19 protein-coding genes and 1 pseudogene are annotated in these 17,465 nt (G+C 68.8%); 13 read left to right on the forward strand and 7 right to left on the reverse strand.

Going from position 1 to position 17,465, the window contains the following annotated elements:
• The first annotated feature begins 7 nt into the window (after nucleotides 1-7).
• Nucleotides 8-1,141: an NAD(P)H-dependent amine dehydrogenase family protein gene (locus SKC42_RS26050; protein ID WP_330967121.1), complete on the forward strand. Its 1,134-nt coding sequence runs from the start codon at nucleotides 8-10 to the stop codon at nucleotides 1,139-1,141.
• Here the strand turns inward: SKC42_RS26050 and SKC42_RS26055 are convergent.
• Nucleotides 1,138-1,728: a TetR/AcrR family transcriptional regulator gene (locus tag SKC42_RS26055; RefSeq protein ID WP_330967122.1), complete on the reverse strand. Its 591-nt coding sequence runs from the start codon at nucleotides 1,726-1,728 to the stop codon at nucleotides 1,138-1,140. The two genes, SKC42_RS26050 and SKC42_RS26055, sit on opposite strands and share 4 nt — an antisense overlap.
• Nucleotides 1,729-1,833: 105 nt before the next feature.
• Between SKC42_RS26055 and SKC42_RS26060 the strand changes: the two genes are divergently transcribed.
• Nucleotides 1,834-2,703 (forward strand): SDR family oxidoreductase, encoded by an 870-nt coding sequence (locus tag SKC42_RS26060; protein WP_330967123.1) that lies wholly within the window; start codon nucleotides 1,834-1,836, stop codon nucleotides 2,701-2,703.
• 51 nt (nucleotides 2,704-2,754) lie between these two features.
• Complete coding sequence (locus SKC42_RS26065; RefSeq protein WP_442932270.1) at nucleotides 2,755-2,937, forward strand: hypothetical protein; 183 nt, start codon at nucleotides 2,755-2,757, stop codon at nucleotides 2,935-2,937.
• Here SKC42_RS26065 and SKC42_RS26070 read toward each other — a convergent pair.
• A pseudogene (locus SKC42_RS26070) lies at nucleotides 2,920-4,033 on the reverse strand (sigma-70 family RNA polymerase sigma factor). The gene SKC42_RS26065 and the pseudogene SKC42_RS26070 sit on opposite strands and share 18 nt — an antisense overlap.
• Here SKC42_RS26070 and SKC42_RS26075 point away from each other — a divergent pair.
• The 4 genes from SKC42_RS26075 (at nucleotide 3,972) to SKC42_RS26090 (ending at nucleotide 6,326) form a co-directional block, all read left to right on the forward strand.
• Nucleotides 3,972-4,820: an alpha/beta hydrolase gene (locus tag SKC42_RS26075; protein ID WP_330967125.1), complete on the forward strand. Its 849-nt coding sequence runs from the start codon at nucleotides 3,972-3,974 to the stop codon at nucleotides 4,818-4,820. The pseudogene SKC42_RS26070 and the gene SKC42_RS26075 overlap by 62 nt on opposite strands.
• 87 nt (nucleotides 4,821-4,907) lie before the next feature.
• Complete coding sequence (locus tag SKC42_RS26080) at nucleotides 4,908-5,657, forward strand: DUF2786 domain-containing protein (RefSeq protein WP_330967126.1); 750 nt, start codon at nucleotides 4,908-4,910, stop codon at nucleotides 5,655-5,657.
• A 1-nt stretch (nucleotide 5,658) separates the two neighbouring features.
• Nucleotides 5,659-6,171: a TIGR04338 family metallohydrolase gene (locus SKC42_RS26085; protein WP_330967127.1), complete on the forward strand. Its 513-nt coding sequence runs from the start codon at nucleotides 5,659-5,661 to the stop codon at nucleotides 6,169-6,171.
• Complete coding sequence (locus tag SKC42_RS26090) at nucleotides 6,168-6,326, forward strand: hypothetical protein (RefSeq protein ID WP_330967128.1); 159 nt, start codon at nucleotides 6,168-6,170, stop codon at nucleotides 6,324-6,326. Before SKC42_RS26085 ends, SKC42_RS26090 begins: the two co-directional genes overlap by 4 nt.
• A 4-nt stretch (nucleotides 6,327-6,330) precedes the next feature.
• On the opposite strand, the gene mymT is transcribed toward SKC42_RS26090, so the two are convergent.
• Nucleotides 6,331-6,477 (reverse strand): metallothionein MymT, encoded by a 147-nt coding sequence (mymT, locus tag SKC42_RS26095; RefSeq protein ID WP_330967129.1) that lies wholly within the window; start codon nucleotides 6,475-6,477, stop codon nucleotides 6,331-6,333.
• Between the two features lie 100 nt (nucleotides 6,478-6,577).
• Between mymT and SKC42_RS26100 the strand changes: the two genes are divergently transcribed.
• Nucleotides 6,578-7,261: an O-methyltransferase gene (locus tag SKC42_RS26100; RefSeq protein ID WP_330967130.1), complete on the forward strand. Its 684-nt coding sequence runs from the start codon at nucleotides 6,578-6,580 to the stop codon at nucleotides 7,259-7,261.
• 11 nt (nucleotides 7,262-7,272) lie between these two features.
• Here the strand turns inward: SKC42_RS26100 and ilvD are convergent, their stop codons facing one another.
• Nucleotides 7,273-8,988 carry a dihydroxy-acid dehydratase gene (gene ilvD / locus SKC42_RS26105; protein ID WP_330967131.1) on the reverse strand — a complete coding sequence of 572 codons (1,716 nt, stop codon included), beginning with the start codon at nucleotides 8,986-8,988 and terminating at the stop codon, nucleotides 7,273-7,275.
• Between the two features lie 117 nt (nucleotides 8,989-9,105).
• Between ilvD and SKC42_RS26110 the strand changes: the two genes are divergently transcribed.
• The 3 genes from SKC42_RS26110 to SKC42_RS26120 all read left to right on the forward strand — a co-directional run bounded on the left by SKC42_RS26110 (nucleotide 9,106) and on the right by SKC42_RS26120 (nucleotide 11,850).
• Nucleotides 9,106-9,396: a metal-sensitive transcriptional regulator gene (locus SKC42_RS26110; protein ID WP_330967132.1), complete on the forward strand. Its 291-nt coding sequence runs from the start codon at nucleotides 9,106-9,108 to the stop codon at nucleotides 9,394-9,396.
• A gap of 112 nt (nucleotides 9,397-9,508) precedes the next feature.
• Nucleotides 9,509-10,750: an MFS transporter gene (locus tag SKC42_RS26115; protein WP_330967133.1), complete on the forward strand. Its 1,242-nt coding sequence runs from the start codon at nucleotides 9,509-9,511 to the stop codon at nucleotides 10,748-10,750.
• 107 nt (nucleotides 10,751-10,857) lie between these two features.
• The gene (locus SKC42_RS26120) at nucleotides 10,858-11,850 is read left to right on the forward strand and encodes a L,D-transpeptidase (RefSeq protein ID WP_330967134.1); all 993 of its coding nucleotides are present in this window, start codon (nucleotides 10,858-10,860) and stop codon (nucleotides 11,848-11,850) included.
• On the opposite strand, the gene SKC42_RS26125 is transcribed toward SKC42_RS26120, so the two are convergent.
• Both SKC42_RS26125 and SKC42_RS26130 read right to left on the reverse strand, forming a co-directional pair.
• Complete coding sequence (locus tag SKC42_RS26125) at nucleotides 11,851-14,082, reverse strand: molybdopterin-dependent oxidoreductase (protein ID WP_330967135.1); 2,232 nt, start codon at nucleotides 14,080-14,082, stop codon at nucleotides 11,851-11,853.
• Nucleotides 14,072-14,674 (reverse strand): TetR/AcrR family transcriptional regulator, encoded by a 603-nt coding sequence (locus SKC42_RS26130; RefSeq protein WP_330967136.1) that lies wholly within the window; start codon nucleotides 14,672-14,674, stop codon nucleotides 14,072-14,074. Before SKC42_RS26130 ends, SKC42_RS26125 begins: the two co-directional genes overlap by 11 nt.
• 472 nt (nucleotides 14,675-15,146) lie before the next feature.
• Here SKC42_RS26130 and SKC42_RS26135 point away from each other — a divergent pair, with 472 nt between their 5' ends.
• Together SKC42_RS26135 and SKC42_RS26140 are read left to right on the forward strand one after the other, a co-directional pair.
• A complete protein-coding gene (locus SKC42_RS26135; protein WP_330967137.1) occupies nucleotides 15,147-15,713 on the forward strand; it encodes a hypothetical protein in 567 nt (188 codons plus the stop codon).
• A gap of 149 nt (nucleotides 15,714-15,862) precedes the next feature.
• Entirely contained in the window at nucleotides 15,863-16,654 is a 792-nt protein-coding gene (locus SKC42_RS26140; RefSeq protein ID WP_330967138.1) for a hypothetical protein, read from the forward strand.
• A 44-nt stretch (nucleotides 16,655-16,698) separates the two neighbouring features.
• Here SKC42_RS26140 and SKC42_RS26145 read toward each other — a convergent pair whose 3' ends face one another.
• Nucleotides 16,699-17,187 (reverse strand): hypothetical protein, encoded by a 489-nt coding sequence (locus tag SKC42_RS26145; protein ID WP_330967139.1) that lies wholly within the window; start codon nucleotides 17,185-17,187, stop codon nucleotides 16,699-16,701.
• Between the last annotated feature and the right edge of the window lie 278 nt (nucleotides 17,188-17,465).

The following is a 17,465-nucleotide window of genomic DNA, read 5'->3' on the forward strand; positions in this document are numbered from 1 at the left end:
GAGAATCGTGTACAAGGTGGGAGTCTGGGGACCGGGGTCGATGGGTGTGATCGCCCTGCGGGGAGTCATCGACCACCCGGAGCTGGAACTGGTCGACGTCGTCGTGCACAGCGACGCCAAGGCGGGGCGCGACGCCGGGGAGTTGTGCGGGATCGACCCGGTGGGGGTGACGGCCACGCAGGACCCGGCCGCCATGCTCGCCGGTGATGCGGACGTGGTCGTCTACGCCGCCGGGGCGAACCTGCGGCCACTCGAGGCGGTCGAGGACATGGCGTCCACCCTGCGGGCCGGAAAGAACGTGGTGTCGTGCTCGGTGGTGCCGCTGGTCTTTCCCGACGCGGTCGACGCCGCGTTCGCCGAGCCGCTGCGCCGGGCGGCGTTGGACGGCGGTGCGTCGTTCTTCACCACCGGCATCGACTCCGGCTTCGCGAACGACGTTCTGCCGCTGGTCCTTACCGGGGTATCGCGGGTGATCGAATCGGTGCGGGTGACGGAGATGTTCAACTACGCCACCTACCCCGACAAGGCCGCGGTGTACGAAATCCTCGGGTTCGGCCAGCCGCCGGAATACCAGGCCTTCGCCGCCCAGCCGGGGATGTTCGCCTTCGGCTGGGGCACGGTGCTGCACCAGCTCGCCGCCGGCCTGGGCGTCAAGATCGACAACATCGAGGAGACCAACGAGCGCGTCCCCGCCACCGAATCGTTCGACACTCCGACGGGTCACGTCGCGGCCGGGACGATCGGGGCGATGCGTTCCACCCTGACCGGTTACGTCGGGGACAGGCCGACCTTCGTCCTCGACCACGTCACGCGGATGTGCGACGACATCGCTCCAGACTGGCCGCAGCCGCTGATCTCCATTCCGCCGAAGGACCTCGGCTTCGGCCTGGCCTCCGGCCGGGGGCTCTATCGCGTCGAGATCGAGGGCTCGCCGAGCATGCGGTGCGAATTCGAGATGGCCGAGGACCACGACCACGACCTCGGGGCGCGCATCGCCGGCGCCTCCCGGATGGTGAACGCCATCCCGGCGGTGTGCTCCGCACCGCCGGGCCTGCTGTCCGCGCTGGACCTGCCGCTCGTGACCGGTTTTGGCCTGGTCCGCTCGGTGCCGGGCCCAGCACCGGACAGCCGGCTGTTCTAGGCCCGCCCCGGGCGCTCCTTCGCGCGCGGCAGCAGGCCGATGACCGTGTCGATGAGGCGCTCGGCGTCGGTCTGCCACTTGTCCCAGACCAGGTGACCGCTCAGCTCCAGGCCCGTGATGCCGTGGGCGCTGGTCAGTAGCAGCGCTCCGAATTGTCGCGCCCGCCGCGGACCGACGATGCGGGCCACGATCTCGAGGAACAGGTCCTGGGTGCGTTCGGCGGCCCGCGCCAGCGCGGTGGGATCACCCGAGGGAACGGCGAACATCAGGCGGTACAGGTGAGGACGGGTCCGCCCGACCGTGACTAGCGAGAGCAGGGCGGCGCGCAGGGCGGCATCCGGCGAATCATGGCTTCGGGCAAGGGCTTCCAGGGCGTCGCCGAGCTCGCTCCACGCGTCCGTGGCGAGCGCGGTGAGCAGGCTCTCCTTGTCGGGGAAGTGGCGATAGGGCGCGGAACGCGACACGCCGGCTCGCGCACCGACTTCGCGCAGCGTGACCGCCTCCGGCCCGCCGATATCCAGCAGCGCCCCCGCGGCATCGAGCAGCGACTGGCGTGTCGCCGCCGCGGTCTCCGCTCGTGTCGCCACCAGCAGAAGCATAAGCGCCTTCGGTTTCGGTTGACGGCGTCAACTCAGCGGGCTAGATTTTGTTGACAGTGTCAACTCAATTTGCGCCTCACCAAGAGAGATCCGATGAACGTTTCGAACCGGCCGGAACCCCGGGAACTGATCGTCGTGACCGGCGCCTCGACGGGCATGGGGGCGGCCTCGGCACGTGAGCTCGCGCGCCGAGGCTTCCATGTCCTGGCCGGCGTCCGCCGCGATGTCGACGCCGACGCGGTGCGGGCCGACGGCATCGAACCCCACATCCTGGACATCACGGTGGAATCGCACGTGCGCGCCATTGCGGATCGCGTCGCGCGCGACCCGCTGCGGCGGCCGCTCCGGGCTCTGATCAACAACGCCGGGATCGCCGTCAACGCGCCGGTCGAGATCCTCCCGATGGCCGAATGGCACCGGCAGTTCGAGGTCAATCTGTTCGGCCACATCGCGATGACCCAGGCGCTCCTACCGGCCCTGCTGGCCAGTTCGGGGACGGTCGTCAACATCAGTTCGATCGGTGGCAGGGTGGCTATGCCGACCTACGGCGCCTACGCGGGTTCGAAATTCGCGCTCGAGGCCGTGAGCGACGCCCTGCGCCGCGAGGTCGCGGCGCACGGGGTCAAGGTCGTCGTGGTGGAACCGGGCGCCGTCAAGACGGAGATCGCCGAGCGGGGGGTGTCCACCGCCGAGCGGTTGGTGGCGGGCATGACCGCCGGGCAATCGGCGCGTTACGACGATCTCATCGCCGCCATCATGGCGCAGGCGAGATCGTTCGGCGCGGACGGCCTGCCCGCCGACCGCGCCGCCAAGGTGATCGTCAAGGCGGCGACCGTCTCGCGCCCGCGCACGCGCTACACCATCGGGCGTGACGCCGCGGTCCTCGCGCGGCTGGCCCGGGTCGGCTCGGATCGGTTCCTCGACCGCATGCTGCGGCTGAACCTGCGCCCGCACTACGCCTGAGTTCGCGCTGGCGCGCGAAAAGTATTTGCGGGAAGTGGGATTCGCCGCAGCTTGGATCTCGACACCGGAGGCGGCGCTTCAGCGCAGGGTGAAGGTGACTTCTTCACGTTGCCGCACCCGGCGATCCATCTCACCGCACCGTCGGTCGAGCTTCACTATGACAAGCAAAAGGAAGAACGCGACTGGCGGGCGCTGTGGGAACGGGACGCCCGCCCGTCACAGCGAATCGGGTAGGCCGAACCTCGGGAACAGGGCGCCGTCGAGGAAGGCCACCACGTGGGCGATCCGGTCCCCGGTCACGTCGAGCACGTGCAACTGGAACGGCACGTGCACGCCGTCGATGCGCATGTACATCGCCGCGGCGGGCTGGCCGTTGGCGGTCAACGGGATCAGGCGCATGTCGCCGGGCGACTCGGCGGGACAGTGCTGGTGGATGAGCGCGATGATGTCCGCCGCGCCCCGATACCAGCCCGCGTACGGCGGCATCTCCCAGATCGCCTCGGCGGTGAACAGCTCGACCAGCCGGTCGATGTCATAGGCCTCGAACGCGGCGATGTAGCGGGTCAGCAGGTCTTTGGTCTCGGCCGAATCCGGCGGGGCCAGCCGGTCGTCGGTGCTGGGCCCGACGGCCTCCAGCTGCGTGCGGGCCCGCTGCAGCAGGCTGTTCACGGCGACGGTGGTGGTGCCCACGGCCTCGGCGACCTCGGCGGCCTTGAACTGCAGCACGTCGCGCAGCACCAGCACGGCCCGCTGGCGCGGCGAAAGGTGCTGCAGCGCAGCCACGAACGCTAAGTGCACCGACTCCCGTGACCCGACGACCACGGACGGGTCCGACGTGTCCGGCAGGGGCTCCAGCCACGGCACTTCGGCGCGTTCGACCAACTCCGCGGTGGGGTCCGAGCTGGGCGAGCCGAGCCCGGTGGGCAGCGGGCGGCGCTGCCGCCCTTCCAAGGCGGACAGGCAGGTGTTGGTGGCGATGCGATGCAGCCAGGTCCGCATCGACGACTTGCCCTCGAAGCGGTCGTAAGCCTTCCACGCCCGCAGCAGCGTCTCCTGCACCAGATCCTCGGCGTCGTGCACCGACCCGGTCATCCGGTAGCAGTGCGCGAGCAGTTCGCGACGGTACGGCTCGGCGCGGGCCGAGAAGTCGCCCCCGACCGCCGCGCCGTCGGCGTCTTCCGCAAGCAGCCTCACGATGCATGAGCCTACGCAGGGACTGGGGTCCGGCAAACCGGTGAACCGGGCCGCCAGCCACTACGCTGGCCCTGATGACTAGGACTCCCGCGACGCGCTCCGAACGCAATTTCGACGGCGTCGGCGGTGTGCGCATCGTGTACGACGTCTGGACCCCGGACACCCCGGCGCGCGCCGTGGTCGTGCTGTCCCACGGGCTGGGCGAGTATGCCCGCCGCTACGACCACGTCGCGCAGCGCTTCGCGGAGGCGGGACTGGTCACCTACGCGCTGGACCACCGCGGGCACGGCCGCTCCGGGGGCAAACGGGTGCTGGTGCGCGACATCACCGAATACACCGCCGATTTCGACACGCTGGTCGGGATCGCCACCCGGGAGCACCCCGGGCTGACGTGCATCGTGCTGGGCCACAGCATGGGCGGCGGGATCGTCTTCGCCTACGGCGTGGAACGCCCGGACAACTACGACATGATGGTGCTCTCCGGCCCGGCCGTGGCGGCGCAGGACCAGATCTCACGGGTCAAGGCGCTCGCCGCCCGCGTGCTGGGCGCGGTCGTGCCCGGGCTGCCGGTCGAGGAACTCGACGTGGAAGCGATATCCCGGGATCCCGCGGTGGTGGCCGCCTACAACGAGGACCCGCTGGTGTACCACGGGAAGGTTCCGACCGGCATCGGCCGGGCGCTGCTGCAGGTCGGCGAGACCATGCCGCACCGGGCGCCCGCGCTGACCGCCCCGCTGCTGGTCGTGCACGGCTCCGACGACCGGCTCATCCCCGTCGCCGGCAGCCGCCGCCTGGTCGACTGTGTGGGATCGACCGACGTCGAGCTCAAGGTGTATCCGGGTCTCTATCACGAGGTCTTCAACGAACCCGAGCGTGACCAGGTGCTGGGGGACGTCGTCGCGTGGATCTCCCAGCGGCTCTGAGCGTCGTGTCGTACGGCTCCGTTAGTTTGGCGCTATGACCCGCGCCGGCGACGATGCAGAACGTAGAGATGACGAGGAGTGGCGCAAGTGACCGACGACAAGATGCTGTCCCGGATCGCCGCACTGCTGCGCCAGGCCGAGGGGACCGACAACCCCCACGAGGCTGAGGCGTTCATGAGCGCCGCGCAGCGGCTGGCGACGGGGGCCTCGATCGACCTGGCGGTGGCGCGGTCGCACGCGGCCAACCGCTCGCCGGCGCAGGCGCCGACGCAGCGCACCATCACCATCGGCGCGGCCGGCACCAGGGGCCTGCGGACCTATGTGCAGCTGTTCGTGCTGATCGCTTCCGCGAACGACGTGCGTTGTGACATCGCGTCCAACTCCACGTTCCTGTACGCCTACGGATTCCCCGAGGACATCGACGCGAGCCACGCGCTCTACGCCAGCCTGGTGGTCCAGATGGTCCGCGCGTCGGACGCGTACCTGGCCTCGGGCGCGCACCGCCCCACGCCGACCATCACGGCCCGGTTGAACTTCCAGCTGGCCTTCGGGGCCCGCGTCGGTCAGCGGCTGGCCGAGGCGCGCGACGAGGCCCGCCGCGAGGCGACCAAGGACCGGCGCCGCCCCCCGGGCACCGCGATCGCGCTGCGGGACAAGGAGGTCGAGCTGCACGACTTCTATCGCGGCGCGTCCCGGGCGCGGGGCACGTGGCGGGCGACCAGCGCCACCGCCGGGTATTCGTCGGCGGCGCGGCGCGCGGGCGACCGGGCGGGCCGTCGGGCGCGACTGGGCAACAGCGCCGAACTGCCCGGCGCGCGCACCGCGCTGGGCCGGTGAGTTGAGTTCGGGCGATTCGGGCAGGAGGGACTCCCAGCGGGCCAAGGTGTACGCCGCCGAGGAGTTCGTCCGGACGCTGTTCGACCGCGCCGCCGAGCACGGATCGCCCGCAGTGGAGTTCTTCGGCACGCAACTCACGCTCCCGCCGGAGGGGCGGTTCGGGTCGATCGCCTCAGTCCAGCGCTACGTCGACGACGTGCTGGCACTGCCCGGTGTGCGGCACCAGTGGCCGGGCGTGTCACCGCTGAGCGTGCGGCCGCGCCGGGCCGCCTCGGCGGCACATTACGAAAGTCGCGACGGCGCAGGGGTTATCGCGGTCCCCGACCGGGACACCGCGGACTGGGCGCTGCGCGAGCTGGTGGTGCTGCACGAGGTTGCGCACCACCTGTGCCGGGCCGAGCCGCCCCACGGTCCGCAATTCGTGGCCACGTTCTGCCGGCTGGCCGAGCTGGTCATGGGACCCGAGCTCGGGCATGTGCTGCGCGTGGTCTACGCCAAGGAGGGCGTGCGGTGACGTCCGTCGACCCGCGCCTGCTCGCCCGCTACCGCGCCCGGGCGGGCGGCTGGCGCATCGAGGCAGGCCCCCACGCCGTGGCGGTGGGCGGCTCGGCCGCCTCGATGCGACTCCGGGCAGGCGTCGACCTGGCCGGCCGCGCGTTCGGACGCTGATCCGTTACTGGACCGGGGTCAGCTCGTCGCCGCAGGTGCAGCGGTACGGCTCGCCCGAGCCGGAACAGTGGCAGGGAACCTCGATGCGGACGCGGCAGCCGCAGCCCTCGTGGCCACAGGTCAGCAACGTTCCTTCCTCGTAATTCGCCATGTCGTCCTTCCTTTCTGCGTCTTGCTGGTCGGACTCACTGTATACCCCCTCCGGGTATGAAGCGAATGGCGCGCCGGTTTCTGCGGCTAGCGTGTGTGGCATGACCGACAACGCTGCTTCCCAGGCCGCTTCCCCGGCCGCCCCCCGGGACGTCGACGCCTTCTTGGACAGCACGGTGATCGGCGACGATCCGGCGCTCACCGAGGCGCTGGCTGCCAGCGAGGCCGCCGGGCTGCCGTCGATCGCGGTGTCGGCGCAGCAAGGCAAATTCCTTTCGCTGCTGGCCGGCGCGACGCAGGCGCGGCGCATCCTCGAGATCGGCACGCTGGGCGGGTTCAGCACCATCTGGCTGGCCCGCGGCGCGGGCCCGGAGGGCCGGGTGGTGACGCTGGAATACGAGCCCAGGCACGCAGAGGTGGCGCGGGCCAACCTGCAGCGGGCCGGCCTGGCCGACCGGGTGGAAGTGATCGTCGGCGCGGCGCTCGACACGTTGCCGACGGTGGGCGGCGGCCCGTTCGACCTGGTGTTCATCGACGCCGACAAGGAGAACTACCCCGCCTACCTGCAGTGGGCGGTCCGGCTGGCGCGCCCCGGCGCGCTCATCGTGGCGGACAACGTGATTCGCGAGGGTGAAGTGCTCACCGCCACCTCGGGGAACGGCGCCGCGCGTGCGGTGCGCGAGACCCTCCAGCAGATGGGCGAGCATCCCCGCCTGGACACCGCGGTGATCCAGACGGTGGGGGCCAAGCGCTGGGACGGCTTCGCGCTGGCGCTGGTGCGCTAGCGGCGGCGCGCCTAACCGCAGACCGCGCCGATCGCCGCGGAGCTGACCAACTTGACGTACTTGGCGAGCACACCCGTCTTGTACCGAGGCTCAGGCGGCGTGAAATCCGATCGGCGCGCGTCGAATTCGGCCGGGTCGGCCAACACGTCGAGCGTCCGGTTCGCGACGTCGAGCCGAATCCGGTCACCGTCGCGCAGGAAGGCGATCGGTCCGCCGTCGACCGCCTCGGGCGCGATGTGCCCGACGCACAGGCCGGTCGTCCCCCCGGAGAAGCGGCCGTCGGTGAGCAGCAGGACGTCCTTGCCCAGCCCGGCGCCCTTGATCGCGCCGGTGATGGCGAGCATTTCCCGCATCCCGGGGCCGCCCTTGGGGCCTTCGTAACGGATCACCACCGCGTCGCCCTGGGTGATGGTGCCGTCCTCGAGGGCGTCCAGCGCGGCCCGTTCGCCGTCGAAAACCCTTGCGGTCCCCTCGAACACGTCGGAATCGAAGCCGGCCGACTTGACCACCGCCCCCTCGGGGGCCAGCGAACCGCGCAGGATGGTAATCCCCCCGGTGGGGTGGATGGGATCGTTCAGCGCGCGCAGCACCTTGCCGTCCGGGTCGGGCGGGGCGATCTCAGCGAGATTCTCGGCGACGGTTTGGCCCGTCACCGTCAGGCAGTCACCGTGCAGCAGGCCGGCGTCGAGCAACGCCTTCATCATCACCGGCACGCCGCCGATGTGATCGACGTGGGACATGACGTGGCGGCCGAACGGCTTGACGTCTGCCAGGTGCGGCACCTTGGACCCGATTCGGCTGAAGTCGTCCAGCGTGAGGGCCACCTCGGCCTCGTGGGCGATGGCCAGCAGGTGCAGCACCGCGTTGGTGGAGCCGCCGAAGGCCATCACCACCGCGATCGCGTTCTCGAACGCCTCCTTGGTCATGACGTCGCGGGCGGTGATGCCGCGCCGCAGCAGTTCGACGACGGCCTGGCCGCTGCGGCGCGCGAAACCGTCGCGGCGCCGGTCGGTGGCCGGCGGCGCCGCGCTGCCGGGCAGCGACATGCCGAGCGCTTCGGCGGCGCTGGCCATCGTGTTGGCGGTGTACATGCCGCCGCACGCCCCCTCGCCGGGGCAGATGGCCCGCTCGATGGCGTCGACGTCCTCGCGCGGCATCAACCCGCGGGCGCACGCTCCGACCGCCTCGAACGCGTCGATGATGGTGACCTCACGCTCGCTGCCGTCGGAGAGCTTGGCCACGCCCGGGAGGATGGAACCCGCGTAGAGGAAGACCGACGCCAGGTCCAGGCGCGCGGCGGCCATCAGCATCCCGGGCAGCGACTTGTCGCAGCCGGCCAGCAGCACGGAGCCGTCCAGCCGCTCCGCCTGCATCACGGTCTCGACGCTGTCCGCGATCACCTCGCGGGACACCAGCGAGAAGTGCATCCCCTCGTGACCCATCGAGATGCCGTCGGAGACGGAGATCGTTCCGAACTCGAGCGGGTACCCCCCCGCCGCGAACACGCCCTCCTTGACCGCCTTGGCGAGCCGGTCGAGCGAGAGGTTGCACGGCGTGATCTCATTCCAGGACGACGCGACCCCGACCTGCGGCTTGGCGAAGTCCTCGTCACCCATGCCTACCGCGCGCAGCATGCCACGGGCCGCGGCCTTCTCCAGGCCGTCGGTGACGTCACGACTACGGGGTTTGATGTCGGCGTCCTGCGCCGAACCGGTGGTGGGGGCCATCGTTCAAGTATGCGCGGACGGCCGCATCGCAAATGCGCGGGTCATACCCCATCGGGGTATAGGCTGGTGGCGGTGGCGACCGCACGTCGGGTGCGGATGGCAAGAGGTACGAGGGACATGACTACCGCACACGGATATTCCGAGCAGAAGGACAACTACGCCAAGCGGCTGCGCCGCATCGAGGGCCAGGTGCGGGGCATCGCACGGATGATCGACGAGGACAAGTACTGCATCGACGTCCTCACCCAGATCAGCGCCGTCAACAGCGCCCTGCGGTCGGTGGCCCTGAACCTGCTCGACGAACACCTCAGCCACTGCGTCACCAACGCGGTGGCCGAGGGCGGCGACCAGGCCGAGGAGAAGCTGGCCGAGGCCTCCGCGGCCATCGCGCGGCTGGTTCGTTCCTGATCGCCTAGGGCGTGTTGAAACGAAAGAATGCATGAACCCGCTGCCTCGGTGCGTACCGTAGGGGCAGCGCGGTCGTGTCGGCGGCATTGCCGGCCCATCCCGCAACCCAGCTATGACTGCCAGGACAGCCGAGACGACCGTTGCCACGCGAACGTGGACGCCACGCATCGCGGCGCAGCTTGCTGTGTTGGCAGCGGCGGCCTTCACCTACGTCACCGCGGAAATCCTGCCGGTCGGCGCGCTGTCCTCGATCGCGCGAAACCTGCAGGTGAGCGTGGTCCTCGTCGGGACGCTGCTGTCCTGGTACGCGCTGGTGGCGGCCTTGTCGACCTTCCCGCTGGTGCGGTGGACGGCGCACTGGCCGCGGCGGCGCGCGCTGGTGGTGAGCCTGGCGTGCCTGACCGTCTCGCAGCTGATCTCGGCGCTGGCGCCGAACTTTGCCGTGCTGGCCGCCGGGCGGGTGCTGTGCGCGGTCACCCACGGCCTGCTGTGGTCGGTCATTGCCCCCGTCGCCACCCGGCTGGTGCCGCCCAGCCATGCCGGCCGCGCCACGATGTCGATCTACATCGGCACCAGCCTCGCCCTCGTCATCGGTAGTCCGCTGACGGCAGCCATGAGCCTGATGTGGGGCTGGCGGCTGGCCGCGGTCAGCATCACGGTCGCGGCGGCCGCCGTCACGGTGGTGGCCCGGCTCCTGCTGCCCGAGATGGTGCTCAGCAACGACCAGCTCGCCTGCGTCGGCCCCCGCGCCCGGCATCACCGCAACCGCCGGCTGATCATCGTCAGCCTGATCGCGATGGTCGGCGTCACCGGCCACTTCGTCTCGTACACCTACATCGTCGTGGTTATCCGCGAGGTCGTCGGCGTGCGCGGGCCGAACCTGGCCTGGGTGCTGGCCGCCTACGGCGCCGCCGGCGTGATCGCCGTGGGCATGGTCGCCCGGCCGCTGGACCGGCGGCCCCGTGGGGCGATCGTCTTCTGCATGGCCGGCCTGACCGCCGTGTTCGCCGTGCTGACGGGCCTGGCGTTCGGTGGCGAGCCCGTCGTGGCGACTGTGCTGATCGGAACGTGCGCCATCGTGCTGTGGGGTGCGATGGCGACCGCCGTCTCGCCGATGATGCAGGCCGCCGCGATGCGCAGCGGCGCCGACGACCCCGACGGGGCGTCGGGCCTGTACGTGACGGCGTTCCAGGTCGGCATCATGGCCGGCTCGCTGCTGGGCGGCCTCCTCTACGAGCGCAGCGTCGCCCTGATGCTGACCGCCTCGGCCGGCCTGATGGCCGCGGCGCTCGCCGGTATGGCGGCCAACCGGCACGTGCTCGACGTTGCGCCGACAAGCTCACGTGATTCATAGCTCGGCAGGTCAGCGACCATAATTGCCGCGGGTGACGGACGCGGACCGGGGTAGCCGGTCACCTCGCTATGCCAAACTGTCTCCAGGATGTGAGTGGAGGGATGCATATGTCGGGCTGGACAAGGGGACGCTTCTTCGCCGCTCTGAGCGCAGCCGGGTTGGCCGGCCTGCTGGTGCTGAGCGCCGGTCCCGCGCTCGCGGATCCGGACCCCGCCCCCGGCGATCCGGGGGTGGCCATCCCGCCCGGGCCGCCCGCGCCGCCGCCGGACCCGTTCGCGGCGCCGCCGCCCCCCAACCCGCTGGCGCCGCCGCCCTTCCCGCCGCCGCTCGGCCAGCCCGTGGCGGCCGGTCCGGCCGCCGGGCAGAACCCCAGCCCGTTCACCGGCGTCGCGCCGTTCGGTCCGCCGAAGATCGTCCCGGTCAACGGCTCGACCGTGGGCGTCGGGCAGCCGATCATCATCAACTTCCCCGCGCGCGTCGACGACGCCGGCGCGGCCATGGACGCCGTCCACGTCATGTCGACCCCGCCGGTGCCGGGCAAGTTCTATTGGATGACCCCGACCCAGCTGCGGTGGCGCCCGCTGAGCTTCTGGCCCGCCCACACGGCGGTGACGGTGGACGCGGGCGGCACCGTGAACAGCTTCCAGACCGGTGACTCGCTGATCGCCACCGCGGACGACACCACCCATCAGCTGACCGTGACCCGCAACGGCGCGGTGGAGAAGACGATCCCGATGTCGATGGGGATGTCCGCGGGCAACCACCAGACGCCCAACGGCACCTACTACGTGCAGGAGAAGATGCCCTCCGTGGTGATGGACTCCTCGACGTATGGGGTGCCGGTCAACTCCACGTACGGCTACAAGGTGACCGTCGACCTGGCCGTCCGGTTCGACAATGTCGGCGACTTCGTGCACAGCGCGCCGTGGTCGGTGGACGATCAGGGCAAGCGCGACGTCAGCCACGGCTGCATCAACATCAGCCCGTCCAACGCGAAGTGGTTCTTCGACAACTTCGGGCCGGGCGACGTGATCGTGGTGAAGAACTCGACCGGTGGCCCGTACCCGAAGAGCGACGGCTCCGCCGACTGGATGAACTAGTCACCCGGCCGGGCAGAGCTCGATGCGGGCGGGCACGTGTTTGTGCCAGGGAGTGCCGGCGTACGGGTCGCGCCACCGGGTCGAGGTGAGCGCGTTGGGGGCGACGCCCGGAACGACGGTCCGCCCGTCGGCCCCGACGTAGTCGAGGCCGAAACCGTTGGGCAGTGCCGCGTGTCCGGCCAGCATGGTCTCGGTGACCTCGACGGTCGCCTCCGCGCTGCCGGCGGCGGTGGTGATGCGCGCCCGGGCGCCGTCGACCAGCCCCAGGTCCTGGGCGTCTTCGACGCTGACGCGCAGCGCCCCGTCGGTGTCGCGCTTGCGCCACGACGGGTCGCGGATGATGTCGTTGGCGGTGTAGGCGCGCCGCTCGCCCACCGACAGCACGATCGGGAACTCCGCCGTGGTCAGTTGCGGCGGCGCCTGGGCCAATGCCCGCAGATCGGCGAGCATTTCGGGAATTTCCAGGGCGATCTTGTGGTCGGCGTGGCTGATCAGCGCGAAGTCGTCCTCGTAGTTGTGCGCGGTGAACACCACGCCCGACGGGCTGTTCAGGATAGCGTCGAACAGCGCGTTGCCGTCGGCATGGCCGGCCCGGCGCACGGCCTCGGGGTAGGCCATCGCGACCTTCTGGGCCAGGCCCCAGACCGCGGCCGCGCCGGCCATTCCTGCGGGCAACGTCGGGCCGAGCGTCTCGTAGAGCACGTACGGAACCAGCCGCGCCAGAGTCGGATTGGCGGACACCGCGCTGAGGAACGCCCCGGCGTACTCCTCGCGGCCACGTTGGGCGGCCTCGCGCAGCGGACGCAGGTCGGCGTCGTCGACGACGCCGAGCGCCCGCACCAGCCGGGCCCAGATCTCCGGTTCCGGCAGCGTGCCCGGCAGCGGTTCGAGCAGCGGCCTGCGCACGTGAAAGCCGTTGTGGGGGAACTCGAAATTGAAGAAGGTGGCCTCAGGCTTCTCGTATTGCGACGCCGCCGGCAACACATAGTGGGCCAGCCTGGCCGTCTCGGTCATCGCGACGTCGACGACCACCATCAACTCCAGCGATCGGAAGGCCTCCCGGCACGCCGTCGAGTCGGCCAGCGAGTGGGCGGGGTTCCCGCTTTCGACGATCATGGCCCGGAACCGGTCCGGGTGATCCGTGAGGATCTCCTCGGGCACGACGTTGGACGGCACCAGGCCGGCGATGATCGGCGCGCCGGTGACGGGGGTGCGGCCCGAGACGGTACTGAACAGTGACGCCATCGACGAATGCAGGTGTTGCCCACCCTTTTTCGCGAAGTTGCCGGTGAAGATCCACAGCAGCTTGTTCAAATAGGAGCTCAGGGTGCTGTTGGGTGCCTGCTGGATGCCGAGGTCCTCGAACACCGCCACGCTGGAGGCGGTGCCGATGCGCCGCGCCGCGGCCCGCAGGAGTTCTTCGTCGACGCCGCAGCGCAGAGCGCAGTCCCCGACGGACACCTCGCGCAGCGCGTCGCGCACGGTGTCGGCGCCGCGCACGTGCTCGGCGAGAAACGCGTCGTCGCACAGGTTTTCCTGGACGAGGACGGCGGCCAGTGCGGCCAGGCACCAGGCGTCGGTCCCGGGGTGCACCCGCAGGTGGAAGTCGGACATCTTCGCGGTGTCGGTGACGACGGGGTCGATCACGATCATCGACCGGCCCGGGTCCTTGGCGATCTCGTTGAGCACCACCCGGGCCCGGGGGAAGCTCTGCGACATCCATGGGTTCTTCCCCACGAACACCGCCACCTCGGCGTGCTCGAACTCGCCGCGGGTATGGCCGCCGTACAGTTGCGCGTCGACCCACGCTTCGCCGGTCTTCTCCTGCGCCAACGCATTCGACCGGTATTTGGACCCCAGCGCCTTGAGGAAGGCGCCGCTGTAGGCCCCGCCCAGGTGGTTGCCCTGACCGCCGCCGCCGTAGTAGAAGATCTTGTCCCCGCCGTAGGTGTCGCGGATGTGCTTGAAACCCTCGGCGATCTCGACGATCGCGGTGTCCCAGTCGATTTCTTCGTAGGTGCCGTCCGGGCGCCGGCGCATCGGCGAGGTCAGCCGGGCTCGGTTGTTCTGGTAGTGGTCCAGCCGCAGCGCCTTGTTGCAGGTGTAGCCCTGCGATGCCGGATGCTCCTTGTCGCCGCGGATCTTGGTCAGATGCCCGTCCTCGACTTGCACGACGATGCCGCAGTTGCATTCGCAGAGGATGCAGGCGGTGGACTGCCATTCAGCGGTCATCGCGGGTTTCCTTTCCCAGGGCTTCCAGGGCGCACGACAGTGATTTGCGCAGCTGACGGTGGACGAGATCCAGTGGCGCGAGCTCACGCCGGGCGCGGGCCAGCACGATCGCCCCCTCGAGCGCAGAGGTGATCAGCATCGACAGTTCGCCGGCCGTCTCGGCCGGGATGCCGTCGGCAATGAGGCGGTGGGTGATCTGGGACGTCCAGTGACCGAAGGCCACCGCCGCGCGCTCGAGCACGGGCGCCATCCGGTCGCGGTCCTGGTCGTCACCGGCTTCGACCGCGACCGCCACGACCGGGCAGCCGGCGCGGAAATCGGTGTCGACCAGTTGGCGGCGGTACTTCTCGATCAGGATGTCCAGCAGTTCGAGCCCACTGTCGGCCTCGCCGATGACGGCGCCGACGTGATCGCCGGCGTAGTCCACCGCTTCGCACAGCAACTGGGTGCGCCCGCCCGGAAAGTAGTGATACGCGGACCCGCGGGGCGCCCCGCTGTGCTGCAGGACGTCGGAGATGGCGGTGGCGTGCGCGCCGCGTTCCCTGATCAGCAGGGCGGCCGAGGTGACCATCCGTGCGCGGTGGCTTCGCATCGCCGCTCCTCCCGGGGGGTATGTATGATGCTATACATAATCCCGGGGCGCGCGAAAGCGTCAATCGCGCGCGGGAGTGGGTAGTGGGTCAGTTAGTTTAGAAGCGATGTAATTCAAGTGCTGGGCTGCTGCGATGGGACGATGGTCGTCATGCCTGACCCGTGGATAACGCGTCCACGCGACCTCAACTCTTTAGACGCGTCATCGTGGTCGACCCGACCGACGAGTACACCTACCGCGTTGAGCGGTCAGACGAAGACAACGAGTGGTTGGGGTTGTGTCCTGAGCTGCCGTCGCTGTCATAGCTGGACCCCGATAATGCGAAGGCCATCGCCGGGATCAACGTCTCGTGCGGGAAGTGCCCGGCGCTGGCAAGGACTCGACAGCGGTCGCCGGAGGGCGTAAAAGCGGCTTGAATGGCGGGAGGGTCCGGGCCTACAGATTGGTGTGGGTACAGGGATGATCTGCGCCGATGTTGCGCCGTGGTGCGAAGCCGTACGTGGTGACTGATGTGTCGGGGGCTGCGATAGCGGCACTGGCGGGGCACCGGGATCGGCTGCTGGGCAATCTCGAACTGCTGCAGATGGAGGCGGCCGACGCGGTCGAGCTGACGCGGTGCGGCATCGATCTCGTCGTGCTCAACTCAGTGGTTCAATATTTCCCCAGCGTCGCGTACTTGTCGGACATCGTCGACCGCGCCTTTGAGCTGTTGCCGGATGGCGGGCGGGTGTTTCTCGGTGACATTCGGATCTTCCGTCGGCCGAATGTTCCGGCTGATGGTGGCACGCTGCTCGACGCCGGCGCCTTTCGCTACAACGTCGTCGTTGAACGTGGCTATGGTCGAGAGCGACCGTGCAGCTCTCGAGCCGCGACCTGGGACTGCATGCCGGGGGAGTGGGGCCTAAAGAGGTGTCTCGTTTCTCTAGAAACGAGACAGATAAACGTCGGAGACAGCGTCGAGCACTGCACGACCCACCAATCCGCTACCACAGAGGATTCGGGGAATTCGCTGTCAGATGCCTCGACGCGCACCGCATAGGATTATGCCGGCACGGTGTGAGCCGTATGCCGAAAGCCATATCCCGCTCTGGCACGTCACCGTGTGCGAGCCGAAACGCGAAGGACATGATGCACAGCGACATTCATCGACGCCCCGTCGAGACAAATCCCGTCGGGGAGGCGGCGGCTGTGAGCAAGCATGAATCGCTCCTGGATACCTTTCCCGGTCGCCTGTTCCTCGTCGGGATCCTGGGATATGGGGGGAAGTCCGATCGCCGTTCACCGCAAGAGAAGATCGATTCGCTACATCCTGACGCCCTGATCCGCGAGGCAGCTTTTGCGGTTCGCGACTACCTCTACTCCGATGGTTGCCTTCAAGTCACAAACCTTGATGTGCATGATCCTGAGAATGAGGCCGCCGATAGGGTGGCGCTGGCGGCCTTGGCGAAGTTAGGCACGTTTGCCTCACCACAGATTCACCAGGGAACGCTCACCCAGTTGCGCGCACCGCAGATCAGCAATCGAAAACGGCTTTGTGCGTTACCCGATGGCGCGTTTTGGACGTCGACGCCGCTGGCCAACAACGAGGACTCCTGGCTTATCTCCGGAGAGAATCTGCGTCATAACTACCCGCGCTGGGAAGTCCATTTCGACACCACCCGGGCGCGCGTGGCGCGGATAGATTCAGCACGCGACTGGATCGCCTTGATCACCTCACATCCGATCACCGCCGACGGTTGCCAGTACCCGGATTGGCCGGCGATTGCCCAATCCTGGGATGCGGTGCACCTGTCGGCTGCGGGATTGCTGCTGGCCCACCCCACGATCTCGACAACCCCCCTCATCACGACCGACGGGTCCGGCCTCGCCCATAGTGAGGCCGGACCCTATGCCAGCGTGGCGCACTGGTCGGTGGTCTCCACCGCGTGGCTCAACACACCACCAAGCGTGCAGCTCAAACCGCTAAACAGCGCTGACTAACAGCCGGCTCGCGGCACAACACCCACACCGGTGCCGTGCTTGGGCTAGCTTCCGCACAGAACCGAAACGGTGGGGCCTTGATGTCCGATACGCGCGGTCGGGGGCTTATACCCCGGCGGAAAGACGACGTTTGCAATACCGATGCCGTAATACTGGTAACTTTGGGCAATACACGGCGTGTCCGCGTATGTTTCGATATTGTTCATATTTTGATTCGATTTTTGTTTGCCGAGTCTCATACGCTCCGGCGGTGGAGTGATCCGCCACAGCTGGGTCTGTGCAGTAAGAGACGCCACGTTCCCGTTGTTAGCGCCGCTGCATGTCACGTGCGATTCCACATTGATGGTTCCGCCAACATGGCCTGAGCCGTGCGGATTGTCCGTTTTGATCGAACACTCAATGGTGCCCTCACCGGCAGTTGCGCCGTCAGGTACCGCCGAGACGGTCGACGGACTGCCTCCCAGAATAGACAGATCATCGTCGGCGCTCGCCACCGGCGCAGTCCCGCCCAATCCAGCCATCAACACCAGCACCGCTGCCGTTGACCTGGCCAGTATCCGCCGAGAAACGGAATTAGCCGAAGGCGAGTCCGACGATTGAACTGATCCGTGTGTGCCCACTAACTAATGCACCTCTCCATCTTGATTGTCGGTAGATGAAACAAAACCCGGCCAGCATTGCACTCGACACGCCCTGGTGTCAGCGGTCACGTATTCCCCCAGGTCTGAGGGGTTGTCCGTCACGTAATTCCTCACCTGCCGTCACGTAATTCCCCAACCCTGGGGCGTGTCCGGTCTGGGTTGGGGTGCTG

Source organism: Mycobacterium sp. 050134 (assembly GCF_036409085.1).
GTDB lineage: Bacteria > Actinomycetota > Actinomycetes > Mycobacteriales > Mycobacteriaceae > Mycobacterium.

Coding starts and splice junctions, on each gene's coding strand:
- SKC42_RS26060 (WP_330967123.1), top strand. CDS start 1,834: ATGAACGTTTCGAACCGGCCGGAACCCCGGGAACTGATCGTCGTGACC.
- SKC42_RS26075 (WP_330967125.1), top strand. CDS start 3,972: ATGACTAGGACTCCCGCGACGCGCTCCGAACGCAATTTCGACGGCGTC.
- mymT (WP_330967129.1), bottom strand. CDS start 6,477: ATGGCGAATTACGAGGAAGGAACGTTGCTGACCTGTGGCCACGAGGGC.
- SKC42_RS26100 (WP_330967130.1), top strand. CDS start 6,578: ATGACCGACAACGCTGCTTCCCAGGCCGCTTCCCCGGCCGCCCCCCGG.
- ilvD (WP_330967131.1), bottom strand. CDS start 8,988: ATGGCCCCCACCACCGGTTCGGCGCAGGACGCCGACATCAAACCCCGT.
- SKC42_RS26110 (WP_330967132.1), top strand. CDS start 9,106: ATGACTACCGCACACGGATATTCCGAGCAGAAGGACAACTACGCCAAG.
- SKC42_RS26115 (WP_330967133.1), top strand. CDS start 9,509: ATGACTGCCAGGACAGCCGAGACGACCGTTGCCACGCGAACGTGGACG.
- SKC42_RS26120 (WP_330967134.1), top strand. CDS start 10,858: ATGTCGGGCTGGACAAGGGGACGCTTCTTCGCCGCTCTGAGCGCAGCC.
- SKC42_RS26125 (WP_330967135.1), bottom strand. CDS start 14,082: ATGACCGCTGAATGGCAGTCCACCGCCTGCATCCTCTGCGAATGCAAC.
- SKC42_RS26130 (WP_330967136.1), bottom strand. CDS start 14,674: ATGCGAAGCCACCGCGCACGGATGGTCACCTCGGCCGCCCTGCTGATC.
- SKC42_RS26135 (WP_330967137.1), top strand. CDS start 15,147: ATGTTGCGCCGTGGTGCGAAGCCGTACGTGGTGACTGATGTGTCGGGG.